General features: G+C 54.7%; 13 protein-coding genes. 4 read left to right on the top strand and 9 right to left on the bottom strand.

What is annotated here, in order from left to right:
* Nucleotides 1-56: 56 nt before the first annotated feature.
* The 5 genes from BXP70_RS05590 to BXP70_RS05570 form a co-directional block, all read right to left on the bottom strand.
* Nucleotides 57-446 carry a VOC family protein gene (locus BXP70_RS05590; RefSeq protein ID WP_086593031.1) on the bottom strand — a complete coding sequence of 130 codons (390 nt, stop codon included), beginning with the start codon at nucleotides 444-446 and terminating at the stop codon, nucleotides 57-59.
* Between the two features lie 24 nt (nucleotides 447-470).
* The gene (locus BXP70_RS05585; RefSeq protein WP_218779745.1) at nucleotides 471-1,706 is read right to left on the bottom strand and encodes a gliding motility protein GldB-related protein; all 1,236 of its coding nucleotides are present in this window, start codon (nucleotides 1,704-1,706) and stop codon (nucleotides 471-473) included.
* 149 nt (nucleotides 1,707-1,855) lie between these two features.
* Nucleotides 1,856-4,399, bottom strand: coding sequence for a DUF5916 domain-containing protein (locus BXP70_RS05580; RefSeq protein WP_086593029.1), 2,544 nt, complete (start codon nucleotides 4,397-4,399; stop codon nucleotides 1,856-1,858).
* 199 nt (nucleotides 4,400-4,598) lie between these two features.
* A complete protein-coding gene (locus tag BXP70_RS05575; RefSeq protein WP_086593028.1) occupies nucleotides 4,599-6,971 on the bottom strand; it encodes a M56 family metallopeptidase in 2,373 nt (790 codons plus the stop codon).
* Nucleotides 6,971-7,381 (bottom strand): BlaI/MecI/CopY family transcriptional regulator, encoded by a 411-nt coding sequence (locus BXP70_RS05570; protein ID WP_086593027.1) that lies wholly within the window; start codon nucleotides 7,379-7,381, stop codon nucleotides 6,971-6,973. Before BXP70_RS05570 ends, BXP70_RS05575 begins: the two co-directional genes overlap by 1 nt.
* Before the next feature lie 325 nt (nucleotides 7,382-7,706).
* Here BXP70_RS05570 and BXP70_RS05565 point away from each other — a divergent pair, with 325 nt between their 5' ends.
* Nucleotides 7,707-8,711, top strand: a complete 1,005-nt coding sequence (locus tag BXP70_RS05565; protein ID WP_086593026.1) for a Kelch repeat-containing protein — start codon at nucleotides 7,707-7,709, stop codon at nucleotides 8,709-8,711.
* A complete protein-coding gene (locus BXP70_RS05560) occupies nucleotides 8,698-10,062 on the top strand; it encodes a DUF4270 family protein (protein WP_086593025.1) in 1,365 nt (454 codons plus the stop codon). The genes BXP70_RS05565 and BXP70_RS05560 overlap by 14 nt, the downstream gene beginning before the upstream one ends.
* An 84-nt stretch (nucleotides 10,063-10,146) precedes the next feature.
* Here BXP70_RS05560 and folB read toward each other — a convergent pair whose 3' ends face one another.
* The 3 genes from folB to BXP70_RS05545 all read right to left on the bottom strand — a co-directional run bounded on the left by folB (nucleotide 10,147) and on the right by BXP70_RS05545 (nucleotide 12,693).
* Nucleotides 10,147-10,524 (bottom strand): dihydroneopterin aldolase, encoded by a 378-nt coding sequence (gene folB, locus BXP70_RS05555; protein WP_086593024.1) that lies wholly within the window; start codon nucleotides 10,522-10,524, stop codon nucleotides 10,147-10,149.
* A gap of 120 nt (nucleotides 10,525-10,644) precedes the next feature.
* Nucleotides 10,645-11,658, bottom strand: coding sequence for a DivIVA domain-containing protein (locus BXP70_RS05550; RefSeq protein WP_086593023.1), 1,014 nt, complete (start codon nucleotides 11,656-11,658; stop codon nucleotides 10,645-10,647).
* A 99-nt stretch (nucleotides 11,659-11,757) separates the two neighbouring features.
* Nucleotides 11,758-12,693 carry a WD40 repeat domain-containing protein gene (locus tag BXP70_RS05545; protein ID WP_086593022.1) on the bottom strand — a complete coding sequence of 312 codons (936 nt, stop codon included), beginning with the start codon at nucleotides 12,691-12,693 and terminating at the stop codon, nucleotides 11,758-11,760.
* Nucleotides 12,694-12,766: 73 nt separating this feature from the next.
* Here BXP70_RS05545 and BXP70_RS05540 point away from each other — a divergent pair, with 73 nt between their 5' ends.
* Together BXP70_RS05540 and BXP70_RS05535 are read left to right on the top strand one after the other, a co-directional pair.
* Nucleotides 12,767-13,435, top strand: coding sequence for a 4'-phosphopantetheinyl transferase superfamily protein (locus BXP70_RS05540; RefSeq protein WP_086593021.1), 669 nt, complete (start codon nucleotides 12,767-12,769; stop codon nucleotides 13,433-13,435).
* Between the two features lie 9 nt (nucleotides 13,436-13,444).
* Nucleotides 13,445-14,032 (top strand): redoxin domain-containing protein, encoded by a 588-nt coding sequence (locus BXP70_RS05535; RefSeq protein WP_086593020.1) that lies wholly within the window; start codon nucleotides 13,445-13,447, stop codon nucleotides 14,030-14,032.
* A gap of 97 nt (nucleotides 14,033-14,129) precedes the next feature.
* Here the strand turns inward: BXP70_RS05535 and BXP70_RS05530 are convergent, their stop codons facing one another.
* Nucleotides 14,130-14,999: a transglutaminase-like domain-containing protein gene (locus BXP70_RS05530; protein WP_086593019.1), complete on the bottom strand. Its 870-nt coding sequence runs from the start codon at nucleotides 14,997-14,999 to the stop codon at nucleotides 14,130-14,132.
* Between the last annotated feature and the right edge of the window lie 128 nt (nucleotides 15,000-15,127).

Below are 15,127 nucleotides of genomic sequence, written 5' to 3'. Positions count from 1 at the left end.
TCAGCCTTGCGTCGTTCTGAATAACCAGCAGCATTACCATGCTTCACACGGCTGCGCTACATCGCTGGCTCTAACAAGTCCCACTTGTTACCGTACAGGTCTTCTAGCACCACAACTGTGGCGTAGACCTCCTGCCTAGGTTCTTCTAGGAACCGCACGCCTGCGGCTTGCATGCGGTGGTAATCAGCCCAGAAATCGTCGGTGTGCAGGAACAGCCACACCCGGCCGCCGCCTTGGTTACCAATGTAGGCCGCTTGCGCTTCATCGGTAGGTTGGGCTAGTAGCAGGCCCGTAGCGGCGCCGGCGGGCGCTACGACCACCCAGCGTTTGCCGCCACCTAGGTCGGTGTCTTCTAGCAGTTGAAAACCTAACTTTTGCGTGTAGAAGGCAATTGCCTCGTCGTAGTTGCGGACTAGGAGCGTAACGCGGCCGATGTGTTGAGCCATAGAACAGAGCTTAAAGCAAATTTTTCAGCGCAAAGCTAGCTTTTCTTCGTAGCGACTCTTTTGCAAAAAGGCCGGATAATCTTCCAGGTTCAGCATGTCATGAATAGCCTGCTTTTTATCGGCTGTTTCATCGTAGTAGGCCTGGCAGATTTTATAGCCTACGAAGTAACCTAGGTCAGCAGGCTTTTCGTCCGTTTCTTGGTCGCCGTTGGCAATCCAGTTGCGCCAGCTGGTGCCAGCCATTTCTTGCGCAAAGTCAGCCCAGAGGTCTTTCTCGTGCAGATTGCCGTAGGTCATCAGGCGAGCATTCGGATTCTTGCCGGTGATAAGCTCCGCCAGAAAATCGGCCATGCCCTCGTGGATGGCACCTTGGAGCAAAGTTCGCCCTTTCGTTTTTTTCTGAATGATGTGGATGTGCTCGTGCGCTACAATGGCGGGCAGCTCCTCCAAGGAACCTAGGTTGTTACGTTCCCATAGCGTCAGCTCCTTCAAGGGGGTATCGGGGGTGCGCGCCTCCATATCCGCGCTGACGAGCATGCCATTGCCAGACACCGTACCGCCCGCGTTGAAACGCCCGATAACAAAGTAGACGTTGGGAAACCAAGCGGGCGGATATAGCTCCTTCAGCGTGATGAAGCCGGCCCGGATCTGCTTTTTCATCGCTGCTACTTGCTCCGTGTTGGCCCGAATAGCGGGGTAGAAAGCGCGCTTGCTGTCTAGGTTTTTCACAAACAAGTGCGTGGAGCGAATCTTACTCAAGAAATAATCTTGCAGGCCAATCGAGCCCTTATCGAAGTACTGCGCTTGGTAGATCTCTTCTTTGAGCCCTGGGTTTTTGAGGGTGGCGTCGTAAGCCTTCCAAAACAGATCGATGTCGCTCGTCACCAGCTTCGCCTTTCTCGGGTTCAGCTGCTTGGTTTCTACCTTCGCCATGCGCTTCAGCATAGCGTCGAATGCCGGAAGCTGCCTCAGGCTCGCCAGATCATCATCGTCTCTGGCCAGCGCCACGTTGTGCCACCCCAGCTTGGCAGCGGCTTTCAATTCGATCAGCGCTCGGTCGGGGGTATGAGCACGGGCGTAAGCGCAGGCGGCGTTGTAGTGCGCGTTGGCCTTGGCCGTCCGGTACTTTTCGACCTCGGCTTGTTGCTGGTAAAAGCTAGCTCCTTTCACAAAATCAGTAGCGCGCATCGCCCGACTGGCCCGCGCCCGCAAGCTATCCACACGCATCGTACCCGACTGCCCATAGCTCAACGCTGCCACAAGCAGCAGGAGAAATAGTAGTACGTTCTGTTTACTCATCGACTTAGCTCTGCCTTCTGCCCGACAGCCTTGTCCGCTTAACCTAGGTTGTGCTACAGTAAGCCGTCTGCTATAGAACAAACCTATTTCCGCCAAGTTCACCCAACGCTCTACCCTTTCGCGCCCGGCAGCACGCGCTTGAGCACGAGGTAATCGAGGTAATACAGCACCTTGATAGACAGCGAGTTGTTGTGCGGTGTATTCATGGTATTGTTCAAGTTATTGAAGTAGAGCGGCGTAGCCTCGTTGGCTTCCAGAAAGCTGGAGCCGGCATTTTTCCACACAATACTCATCTGCGAGCCAGGTGCAAACCACCACGCGAATACCGCATCCACGTTGAAGGCGTTGAAACTGGTGTCGCGGTTGCGACGGTAAGCAGCGGGCGTTTCCTGGCCGTCCGGACCTAGGCTAAAGAAGTCGCGGTAACGCACGCTGCTCACGTAGTGACGCGTTCGAATGGTGAACGACATGCGGTTGTTGAAGGTGTAAGAGCCCGACAGCGTGTTGGTTACCGTCACGACTCGGCGCCGGCCTAGCAACGGGGCGTCCATAAATTCCACGTCCAGCGGTTCGTCTTTGTTGAGCGCTCCGCCGTAGCCGATTTGGTTGCGCCGCACGCCCCAGCTTAGGTCGTAGCGGAAGGTAAGCTGGTTGCTCACGCGGTAGCGCGGACTCAGGCTCACGTCGTAGCCGGTGCGACCGGTCCGGTCGCCGTCGTTGGCGTGCCAGCGCCCCCGTAGGGTCACGTCGTAAGCTAGCTTCTTGCGGTAGTCGGACGAGGCAAAGGCCGCAGCGCCAAAGTTGGCTGGCACTCGCACGTAGTAGCGGCCCAGCGGCGAAGTGCGCGGCTCGTAGAAGTCGTGCGACGCGGGCGAGTAGTCGAGGTCCGTGCCGACGTTCAGGAAGCTCTTGGTGAAGGTGGTGTTGCCTCCGGCGTACGCCGTCACGTTCTGATAACGGGTGGGCTTGTACAACAACGATTGGCTCACGCCATAGTAGGTGTACAGGTTGTTGACCTTCCAGAACGGCTTGTACTTGTTGTAACTAATGTCGATCGACTGCGTGATGTTGTTGTTGCCGAACAGAATACCTAGGTCGTTGGGGTTGTAGCTGTTCGACTCGATGCCATGCTTGACCTTCCAGGTGAAGTTGCCGCTGATCTTGCCGAAGCCGAGCAAGTACTTGTAGCCGTTCTGGTCGTCAATGGGGGCTTCGGAGTTGAACACCTGCCCACGCCGCCGCGAGTACACCACTTGCCCATCCACGGCGTAGGAGTTTTTCTTGTTGGCAATGCGAACTAAGCCGCCGGTCACGTTGGCGTCGTAGGTGCCGCCCGTGCGCGTCACGTTGGTGTTGATGAGCGACACGTAGGAGTTATTCTTCAGCGACTGATCGAGCACGAAGATGTTGTAGTTGGCAAAAGGCTGGGTGAGCACCTTGCGCTCGGCGCCCGCGCTGTCGCGTAGGGTGGCGTACACGTTGTTCGACAAGGCATTGAACAACCCCACCCCTAGCCCCTTGCTCGTGCGCCCCGACACCTTGGTGGCGTTCAGCAAGCGGGTCACGCCGGGGTTCGCCACCACTTTCTCGCCCGGCTGCAGCTGATTCTCGGCTTCTGCAAACCCAATAGGCTGGGCGCCTACTCGCCGCGAATAGAACAGGTTGCCTTTGTTAAACAACTCGGTGCCTTCGGTGAAAAACTGGCGATTTTCCTGGTACTGCACTTCGAAGGGCGACAGGTTGAGCACTTGGTTGTCGCTCTGCACCTGCCCAAAATCCGGCACCAACGTAGCGTCCAGCGTGAAGCTTTCATTGATGCCCCACTTCAGATCGGCGCCGCCGTTGAAGCTGGTGCTGGTGTTGCGCACGCCTTGCTCCTGATACGGGTAATGGTTGAGGTAGCTCGACACGTAGGGCGTGAGCGAAAGGCGCAACGGCGGCTTGATGTCGCGTAAGCCACTCAGCTCGCCCCATTGGTTCACGAAGCCATCTACCTCAGGCTTGGTTTCGTTCCAAAGAAAATCTTGGTTGGTGCTGCGCCGCCGCCGCATGCAGTTGAACCCCCACACCTGCTCGGGCGCCGCGCTGAAGCGAATAGCCGAATAGGGAATGCGCAGCTCAGCCACCCAATCGGTGCCGTGCAGGGCCGTGCGACTTTCCCACACGGCATTCCAGGCCATGTCTTCGCCACCGGCCGGCGAATAACGAGCATCGAGCTGCACCCCACCTGAGGTCACAAAAAAGCCGTAGCCGTTGAGCTTATCGTGGTAGGTATCAAAGAAAACCGCGAAGAAATCAGTATTGCCCATGTCGTCGCGTTGGCTTAGCTCCCGGAAAACGGAATCGGGCGACACGTCGTGCATCACGGCGCCGATGTAAAGCGCCACGTCATCGTAGAGCACGCGCACTTCGGTAGGATGCTGCTCGGGCAAGCCCGGATTAGGTCGGTACTGGGTGAACTTGTTTGCTAGCGGTGCCTCCCGCCACACAGCCTCATCGAGTACCCCGTCGAGCTTAGGTGCCTGGGTGATACGCAGCGCAGTAAGCTGCCGCTTAGGAGCTAGCTGCGGGGTGGTAGTGGCGGGTGTTTTTTGCGCGTAACCCGCCAGCGAGCAGAGCAGCCACAAGCCGAGGAAAAGAATGCGAAAACGCATTGTAAACAGGAATAGAAAGTGGAGCGATAAGGAAGAGTGGATAAAGCGAATAGCAGGAACAGCTGCGCTGCTACAAGCAGCCCGGGGCGAATACAAACCAGATGCACGCACCCGCCCGACCGTTGCCCGCCTCGAAAGCAATGGGCACAAAAAAGCCGGCTCACTCTTCTGAGCAGCCGGCTTTAAGAGCTAGACTCGCTTATTCGCTAACTGAGATTTGAATAGTGCGGGAGCTTTTGCTATTCGTGCTGGCGGGCACGTCCAGCAGTTCGCGGTATTTCTTCGTCAGAGCCTCCGACTGCTTTTTGCCGTTCACGAGCAGCTCTTTGCTGTTGAGCTGAAACTGAAAGCCTTTGTCTTTTTTGCCGATCAGGCCGTCTCTGCGCAGCTCATCCCGGATGATATTGCTATCCACGGCCGGTGGCGCAGGTGGTACGGGCGGCACAGGTGGCATCGGAGGGGCACTAACGGCCGGAGCCGGGGCCGGCGCTGTGGGTGGCGCCGGTGGGACCGGCATGGTAGGGCGAGCCAGACGTGCTGGTCTTTCGGGACGCTCTGGGCGCTCAGGCCGTTCTGGGCGCTCGGGCCGTTCAGGACGCTCCATTGCCATGGAGGAACTATGACTAACCGAGTTGCGCACACTGTTGTACGACTTAGTGCCCGTAAGCTTGCGCCCACTCTGGCTTTCGTAGAGAGCTAGGTATTTTTTCAGCATAGCCGCTGACTGCTTTTTGCCGTTCACGACCAACTCATTGGCACTTAGGTGAAGCTGGTAGTTGCCTGCGTCACGGATCAAGCCGTCGGCTTCCAACTCCTCAACCAATGCAGCTTCCAACTCTTCCCGACGAACTTCTTCCGCTTCGCGCAGGGCCTCTGCCTCTTCTCGCTTCACTTCCAATTGTTCGCGCGCTATTTCCAGTTGATCACGCCGTGCTTCTTCGGCTTCCCGCTTGCTTTCTTCTAGTTCGAGCTGCGCTTCTTTAATCTCTTGACGAGCTTTTTGAACCCACTCACGGTCCTCATCGGTCTTGGCATTCTTCTCCACTTCCCGCAGGCTCTGCTCGGAGTTTTGCAGTATGCCAGGCGTTAGCATATCCACGTTCTTCAACGCTGCTATAACCTGGTTCATGCTCATCTCCCTCAACGCTGTTTTGTGTTGCGCTACGTTTATTTCTTCATTAGCTATGTCCTCGGCATCAATCGTTTTTTCGGGCAACTGCACCACCTCTACCTGCGCTGCTTTCTTGCCTTTGGTCGGCGTGGCCGTTTCTACCCGCTGGCCATCCACGTACAGGTCAGTCAATCGGCCTTTCTTGTCTTTTTTAATCACAACCGTACCCGACTTCTTTAGGCTGTCTTCTTGCTCCGGTGTGAGCATGACGGGCTTCGCGAGTACTAGGTGCGTAGGCGTACCTTGGGTAGTGGCTACGCTGCTCTCTTCTAGGTTGATGGGCAATTCGCTGAGGCTACCTAGGGTCGTGCTGGTTGTAGGTTGCGGATCGGCCCAAGCCACGGCGGTGCTCAGCAGACCTAGGCCAACCAACATAACGCAGGCGGCGCCAAAGCCTTCGGCAAACGTGGGCGTGCTTTGCCCCTGCAACAACCGCTTGATGCGGCCCAGCAACGAACCATCGGGGCCCATCACCGACAGCGCCAACCGCGGCGCAACGCGAGGCTCGACGCTTAGCTCGGCCAGCGCCGCCAAAGCACGGGCTAGGTGTAGTGGGTTGCCGCACAGCGTGCTGGCTACGTCATCGCAGCAATTTTCGCGTTCGGTACGCAGGCAGGCAGAAATAAACCATACGGCCGGATGATAGAAAAACAACGTTTCCACCACCGACTGCAATAAGTTCATCAGATAATCGCGCCGAATGATGTGCGCTAGCTCGTGCGCCAGAATAGCCTCCAACTGTAGTTGGCTCAGTCCCATTACGGCACCCAGCGGCAACAGAATCGCAGGTCGTGCGTGTCCAACCACCAAGGGCGCTTTCACTAGCGCCGACTGCAGCAGGAGCACAGGGCGGCTGAGCCCAGCCTGCTTAGCCAGAGCACTTAGGCGCTCCAACCATTCTGCTGGGAGCGGCTCTACCCGGTAATGCCGGACGCGTTGTACGTACGCCAAACCGCCAAGCAAACGCAAGGTCATAGCCAGCATGCCTAGGGTCCAGGCCAGCACCAGCATGGGCATGTTCCGCTCGAAATACAGCTGCCAAGCAGCTAGCTTAGCGGCGCGGCTACTCAGCGTACTGCCGGGTTGCCTGACTGTGGCCGTAGCCTTGGCGGAAGCGCTAACGCTCCTTTTTTCCACCGATCTAGTTAGAGCAACAGGCGCTTCAGTGACAGGGGAAGCAGCATAATAATGTCGGACAAACGTACCGAGCGAGAGCAATAACAGCGCTACCAAGGCCGCCGCCGCCGTCACATAGCGCACTTGCGCACTGTGGCGGCGTAGCAGCAGCAGCAACCCCGCCAGCGCTAGTGCCACCACGGCACCTTGCCACACGGAGTGAATCAGCATCCAACCCAAGGCGCGAACAAGCGCCGGCGAAAAAGTTTGCTCCAACCAGTTCATTAGTCCTTTGCGTTAGGGTGTTGGTCGTCTTTGTTTTCAATCTCATTGAGCAACGACCGAATCTGGTCTAGCTCTTCGCGCGAGGTATGGCGGTTGCCGAGGGCTTGCATCACCAGCTTCATAGCGGAGCCGCCAAAAGCAGTGTCCACGAACCGATCGAGCAGCAGGCCTTGCGTTTCCTCTTGGCGAACCGCTGAGCGGTACACATGCGTCCGGCTATCGTCGTCGCGGTGCACCAGGCCTTTCTCCAGCATCAGCTGGAGCAGCTTCAGCGTGGTGGTATAGCCCACTTCGCGCTTCTGGCTGAGTTGGTCATTCACAAAACGGACGGTACTTGGGCCGTGCTGCCACAATACTTGCAAGATTTCTAGTTCCGATTCGGTAGGCTTAGGGAGTGGGGACGTACTCATAATTAGGAGGCAAATGTTGATACGAACAGATTCGTAAGTCAAACATATACGAACTTAATCGTAGATGCAACGAAATGCTACGATTTATTTCGTAATCCCCGAAAAGGAAGTGTTATGCTAGGTTTGCAGCTGTGCTTAGCGGCCTAGGCACCGCTGTTCATCTATGTTTCGCCCACGTTGATAGAGGCAATTTCGGACGTAGTTGCGGCGTTCGTAGCTTTGGCGTGCGGAAGAATGATTAAAAAATCCGGAACTTGCTGCCACCTTACCCCTGTCTTTTAACTCTTACCTCTGTACCCTTTTTCTTTTACAGTTTTCGCTTTTTATGAAACACCTTCTCTTCGCGGTTTGCTTAATGCTCAGCGCGTTCAGTATTAGCTCTTGCAAAAAAGATGATAATGATACTGATGCAATCATTGGCGTGTGGTCAACTGGCGCTCAATTCGAAGGTGCGCCCCGCAGTGGTGCCGTCACCTTCACAATTAATAACCGAGCATATGTAGGCCTAGGCTGGAACGGCACCGACAAATTCAAAGACTTTTGGGTGTATAACCCCGACAACCGTTCGTGGCGTGCAATTGCTCCTTTTCCAGGTGTAGCACGCTATAATGCTGTAGCTTTTGCCGTTGGAGGCAAAGGCTATGTAGGCACTGGGTATGACGGTGCTAATCGTCTAAGTGATTTCTACGAGTACGATCCAAGCTCTAATACTTGGACAAAGAAGAAAGATTTTGCCGGTGGTGCTCGTTATAGCGCTGTAGGCCTAGCCATTGGCGATAAAGGCTACGTTGGTACAGGATACGGTATTATCAACGGAGCTGTCGGCGCTGCCAACCTAAAAGACTTCTACGAATACAACCCTTCTACGGACGTTTGGACGCAGAAAGCTAGTCTCTTCGGTAACAAACGGATTGGCGCTATGGCCTTTACTATCGGCAATTTTGGCTACGTGTTATCGGGAACCGATAATGGTAATACGCTGACCGACAACGAAGCATACGACCCGACCACCGATACCTGGACTAGCATGCGCAGCCTCACTAACAACTCGACCGATGGCTACGACTACAGCGCTGTTGCTCGTAACTATGGTGCTAGCTTTGTGGTGAATGGAAAAGGATATGTAACTGCAGGCGAGGGCTCTAAACTCGACTGCTGGGAATTCAATCCTGATGCAGACTCTTGGACGCAAAAAACTAATTTCCCTGCCGCTCCTCGCACGTACAGCGTAGGCTTTGGCCTAGGTAACACGGGCTATATTGCCACTGGCTCCAACGGTAGCACGCGCTTAGATGATGTGTTGGAATTAGCTCCTGATGCAACACAATAGCAATAGCTTCTTTCGCAGTTTGTGCGCAGTTGGCAGCTTGCTGCTAGCTGCGCTCACTACCTCTTGCGCCGATGAGAGTGCTATCGGCAATGATCTTCCCGTTACGACGGACAAAGTAGGCATCACGTACATTGATACGTTCACGGTACGTACGTCTACCGTGCAGCTCGATTCTATTCCGTCGTCTACTAGCTCAACCTTGATGGTGGGCCGCTACGTCGATTCACGCTTGGGGACGGTAGAGGCGCGGGGCTTTACGCAACTCGGATTGGGTAATAACCCTATTCCTAGCACCACTACTTCCTACGATTCTTTGGTTCTCACATTACGTACGGATACGTATCGTTATGGTGATACCACGCGCACGCAACACTTGCTTGTGCAGCGCCTACAGGAGGACTTCGTCAACAAGACGTATTACACACTCGATGCGTTGCGCTACGACGCCACACCACTCGGCCAAGTCGGGGCAACTCAGGCGCAAGAGTACACTTTTCGGGCGCGCCCGGGTGCTCGCACACTTCGCATACGCCTAAACGATAACCTAGGTCGGGAGCTGTATCAACTTGCTCGCTCAGGAGCATTGACCTCAGATACTGATCTACAAACTCGTTTTAAAGGTTTGGTTCTATCGCCTGGTGCATCAGATGACGCAGCCTTGCTACGCTATTTGGTAAATGACGCTAGTTCCAGCTTGAGCTTGTACTATCACGAAGCGGCAGCCGCAAGTGATCCTATTGTATATGCTTTTCCGCTAACTACTGGTAGCCGACACTTCTACCGGTTGCGGGCTAACCGTAGTGCTACGTTGTTAGCTCCACTCACCAGACCTTATCAGGCGCTGAGCAGCAACGTCACAGCAGCGGAAACCTACGTTCAAGCCGGGCTAGGTCTGTATACGCGGGTAGACGTTCCGTATATCAACAACCTTAAAGAGCTAGGTGGCTCGTTGGCTATCATCTCAGCCGAGTTGACGATGGAAGGGGTGCAGGGCACAGAATCACGGTACTTGGCTCCTCCGAATACACTTGCGATTACCCTCACTGACCCTTCTAACCGCAGGGGGGCTGCTGTTACGCTGTTGGATGGTAGGACTACTATTACGGGCACATACCCTCCCCCACCTCCGGCAAATCCGGTAATCATATCACCTCGGACGGGGTTAGAAGTAATTAGTTACACCTTTCAACTGACCACTTACCTCCAAGCGGTGCTGAATCGTAGCATCACTAATACGGGTATACTCTTGAATCCTACTAGTGTCGACGAGGTATCACGGGTAGTACTAGGAGCACAAAATAGTTCCTCCAATCCGCTGCGATTCAGAGTCTACTACGCTCGAGTGCAGTAAGGCAGTAGCATCAAGAGCTATCAACGAAACAGGCCTAGGTACACGGTGTACCTAGGCCTGTTTCGTTATAACCAGCATAGAAGCTTAATTATCAGCGCTAGCAGATCCACGCTTCCGTTTTAGGGTCACACGGGCACGAGTGCAGATTCCTCCTAACGGTGGGTTGAATTTCGACACACTTACCTTCACCCCGTGGATGTGCGGAAAGCGTGCCAGAATTCGGTCCATTACCCGATGGCCTAGGTGCTCTAGGAGCCGCGCCGGAGCGGCCATTTCTTCCGCTACCAAACGATAAAGCACTTCGTAGTTGACCGTTTGCGCCAGGTTATCGGAGGCACCCGCAGCATGAAGGTCCGTCTGAATATAAAGGTCTACCCCGTACTTATTCCCAATTTTCTGCTCTTCGTCGTAGAAGCCGTGGAACGCAAAAAACTCCATTCCTTCCAGCGCTATTTGACCCATGTGTTTCTGTGTTTTAGTACTGCGAGGCTGCTCGCGTTGATAAAAGTACGTTCATAAAAAAGCCCACAATAATAAGTTGTGGGCTTTTTGGGGTGCTAGCTATGCAGCGATAAGCTGACGCTAGATCTCATCGAAGAAAGATTTCTCGGCCGCTACTGCTACCATGCCGGGGTGCGTGGCCGGCGAGGGCTGCGTAATTTCCGGATGGCTAGGTCCTATCGGTTGAATATCGGGCGCCATAGGCTCCACAGTGGGGGCGTCCGGTTCGGGAACTTGCGCCGGTCCAGGTTGGTAGATGCGGGAAGGCTCCGATATACCTGGGTTCTCGCGCGGCGATGGCATCGGTTGAATATCTGGTCCGGGCGCCTGATCGGGGTTGCTAGGGTCAGGCTGCTGACCTGGTTTAGGATTGTAGCTACCGGGCTGCAGATCAATAACCTTTGCAGTGGCCGGGGTTACCGAGCCACCAAACGTAGCCGCCGAAGCGCCAGCAATAGCAGCGCTAGACGAAGTAGAGGAAGAAGTAACAAACATGGGAGCGTCAGTTTCAGGTGAAGGGTCTGGTCTATTCACCTTTACGCTTGCCGTCCGCGAAAGGATGGCTGCCACGGCTGCTTTCGGCCGAGCTTTCGCTTTTTCTACTTTATCCAACGCATCAGTGGCCAAATGATGCAGGTCGCGCACCAAGCCATCCAGCTGGCTTTCCAAGCGCTGACACTCCTGCCCTAGGCCATTGACTTCAGTCTTCATCTCAGTGACCGTCTTTTCGGCCTGCTTGTAAGCATCGTCCATCACGCCCCGCGCTTTTTGCCGTGCCTCGTTAAGCAACTGTTCGGCTTTCAACTGGGCTTCGCGAATACGCAGCTCCGCGTCGCGCTGTGCTTGCTCGGTGATGCTGTTTCCCGTGTCCTCGGCCGTTTTGAGCGTACGATAAAGAGATGTTTCTACCTCGCGCATCTTGCTCACTTCGTGCGTGGCGTGCTCAAGCTTCATACGCAACTCGCGGTTCTCATCGCCCATACGCTCCCACTGCTGGGAGAGCGTGAGCAGAAAGGCTTGAACTTCGTCTTTGTCAAGCCCCCGAAAGGCTTTTTCAAACGTCTTTTGCCGAATATCGAGTGCGGTGATCTTCATGTACTAGTGACCATTTAACAGTTAACAATCCGTGGCTGACAATGACAAAGAGCAATCAACAAAACCGAAGTCTTCGAGCAGGCTGCTCCCTGTTGTCTGTTAATTGGCAGAAGTCAACTGCCAAACCGCGAGGCTACGGTCGTCGCTACACGAAACTAGCCTATTCTGCCGTCCTGACCAAAACAATCGGTTGACGGAGGTGCCGTGGCCTGCGTGGCGTGCTTTATCGACTACGCGCAGCAGCCGGAATGTCTCCGCATCCCACACCTTCACCGACTTGTCCATGCTGCACGTTGCCAGCAGCAACCCATCGGCGCTGAACGCTAGGTGGTTAATAGCAAATAAGTGCGCTACAATAGCTTGTTGCTCCCGGTATTCAGTGGCAACCTCCCAAACGCGAAGGTGCGCATCGCGCCCTGCCGTGAGCAAGTAGCGGCCATCAGGTGAGTACGCCGCGGTGAATACGGAGTTGGTCGAACCCGTGAGTACATGCTTCACGGTCAGCGAGTCGGCATCCAGTACGCGCACTAGCGCATCGCTGCTCCCAATAGCGAGCTCTCCGCGCTCTTCATGCAGGGCCAGGCAACGTAGGCTTTTGTCGGTAATGCGCACTAGGTGCTCCACCCGAAAGTCGTCGATTCGCAACACGGCCAGCGTACCGTCCCCGAGTGCAACGTAGAGACGCTGCCGCGTTGATGAATACGCTAGGTCGAAGATGGCAAAGGGAGGCAGTGCCGTGGCGTGCACCAGCTTCTTACCGGTCAGCGCAATGGCCTGCACCCCTTGAAAGTTATGCCCAATCAGCAGTAAATCGCGCTCAGGTAAGTAGCGCAAAGTGTACACCGCGTTTTCTACGCGGGCAATTAGCTCTCCATCCTGTTGTGGGTTATCAATGTTCCAACCGACTACAAGCCCATCGGCGCCCGCCGAGTAAAATGTCGGTTCGCTGGGGCTGCCTGCTAGCGCATACACACAGTCGCGGTGCCCAGTAAGAGTAGCTAGTTTTTGCACCTGGGGGCGAAAAAGCGGCGGCATACGGTTAAGCAGATTAGATGAAGGACAAATTTAGAGCTTACTTCGGGTTCCGTACGGCTAACCTACTTTCCACATGCCTCTTCACTCTATTACGCCACTTTCTGCCTCGGTGGTGCTAGGTCTTTGGCACGTACAGGAATCGACGGCGGAACTGATGGAGCAACTATCTTCCGCGGAAAAGTATGCTGAGTTGCAGCCTATGGGCCGTGCTAGTACTCGCGCAACGCAATGGTGGGCAGGCCGAGTAGTAGCCTGTAAGCTGCTCGAAACGTTCACTAGTGCCGGGCCCATGCTACACAATGATGAGAACGGACGCCCCTTTTTTCCGGCGTTGCCACAGTATGCCGTTTCGCTCTCGCATTCAGGCGAATGGCTAGCCGCGCTAGTTGCTACGCATGGTCGTGTTGGCATAGATATTGAACTGATACGTCCTAAGGCCCAAAAGCTAGCTTCTCGTTTTTTATCAGAAGCTGAGCAGGCCAATGCCGGTGACGAAACGACCAAGTATAGTCTTTACTGGAGCGCCAAAGAAACGCTCTATAAGCTGCACAGTCGCCGGGGTCTGGTGTTTAAGGAGCAAATTATGCTTGACCCGTTTTGGCTGCGGGAGGCAGGTGTGTTGACGGGGCACCTGCTGCTAGAAAACTTCCGCAGCCAACACCAGATTTACTATACTTGTCCAGCCGCCGGCTATATCCTCACTTATTGTTACGAGGATCTTCCCTTGCCCCTACCCTCCTGACCCACCTTCATGTCTGTTCGTCGTCTTTCAATTATTGCCGCTGTCGCCTTACTCCTTTGTACGGTGGCCGTCGGTGCGGCCAATGCTCAAAGCAACCGTTCCGTCAACGATTTTAGTCTTAAGAATGCCTCTAATGCAGAGGTTTCTCTGCGGAGCTATGCCAGCAACAAAGCCGTCGTTATCGCATTCGTGAACCCTAGCTGCGCATTCTCGAAACTGTACCGCGAGCGTTTTCGGGCGCTAACCTCTAGCTACAAAGACCGCGGCGTACAGTTCATTTTCATCAACGCTCCCATCAACATCGAAGACGGCCATACAACCGATGCGGGCGACGCAGCTTCGCTACCCTTTTTCACCGACGAAGGTCAGAAAGTAAGCACCCTACTTGGCGTTACCAAAACACCTGAAGTGGTGGTGCTCCAACCCGTTGGTGAGGGGTTTGCGGTACGCTATAAAGGAGCCGTCGATGACAACCCGCAGGTAGAAGGCTATGTGAAGGAGCGCTACCTAGCTACCGCCCTCGACGACGTGCTGGCGGGGCGGCCAGCAAGCGTTACCGATAAACGAGCCGCTGGCTGCCTAATCAAGCGCCCTTAAGTAAGTGCGGTAGTACTTTGACTTTGCACGAAAGCCCGTCTGCTACATACTAGCAAGACGGGCTTTTTGATTGAGGTTGAATTCGCGCTGAAGCTATTTATTCGTCTTCATCGTCGGTGGCCGGCGGGGCATCATCCGTAAGAATGGCCAACAGCTTTCCTACTTCAGCGGCCTTGGCTGGCTCCTGCATCTTTTCGAAGCTCAGCACTAGGTTGCGCAAAGCTCGCCGTACGATGTCTAGGTGCGAGCAGGGCTCAAAAAAGATATCATTAGAAGACAAATTTAGCTGCGATACATAGTGCTCAATATCGGCACGCGACAGGATAAGCCCCCGATTGTAACAGTTGATGTAGAAAGGCTCCACCTTACGGTTTTCGGGCCGGTAGGTGAGCACAAACAAGTTGGGTAGATTTACCCCGTACACGGGCAAATTCAGGCGCTGCGCTACCAACAGGTAAATCACACAGAGGGTAAGTGGATTACCACGGCGCGTTTCCAGCACCAGGTGCAGCATGGAATTGGCTGGCGAATGGAAATTCTGCGTATTGGCGGCAAAACGATGGTTTCGGAATACCACATGGTTGAGGGCCTGCACCTGATCAGCAGGGTGCATATCAGGGCGCATGAGCGTCCAGGCCTCAAAGCGTAATTGCTCGATAGCCCGGTTCAATGCTTGAAGGTCTGCGTCAGGATACTGGTAGCTGTTGAGCAGCCACATGCCCTCTAGTAAGTTTTCGCCGCCCGAGTCGCGCCATACCCGCATACGCTGCTGCAAGGCGTCAAACTGCAGGTTATGAATTAGATCCTCCAAGCGCTCCTGTTGTTTAGGATCCAGGCTTTCCTCCCACGACTCTTCTAAGAACGGAATGATACTCTCGCCCAAGGACTGAATCTTATCTTGTATCTGGGGCGCTACCTCCGGATCGTCGAGTAGGGAAATAAGGGCTTTAATCTCTTTGTTCGTCATTCACTTAGCTAGGCAGGTTTGGGCTCTGCCTTATTCATTATTCCTCGTACGGTCAGATGAAAAGCCGGTTCCATGTCGCTACGACACGAAACCGGCTGGGTTTTCTTACTCCAGAAACACTCAAGAAA

The sequence above is a fragment of the Hymenobacter crusticola genome (assembly GCF_002154225.1).
GTDB classification, from domain to species: Bacteria; Bacteroidota; Bacteroidia; order Cytophagales; family Hymenobacteraceae; genus Hymenobacter; species Hymenobacter crusticola.
Note: the sequence above shows the minus strand (reverse complement) of the source record. Positions and strands in the feature narration are given on the sequence as shown.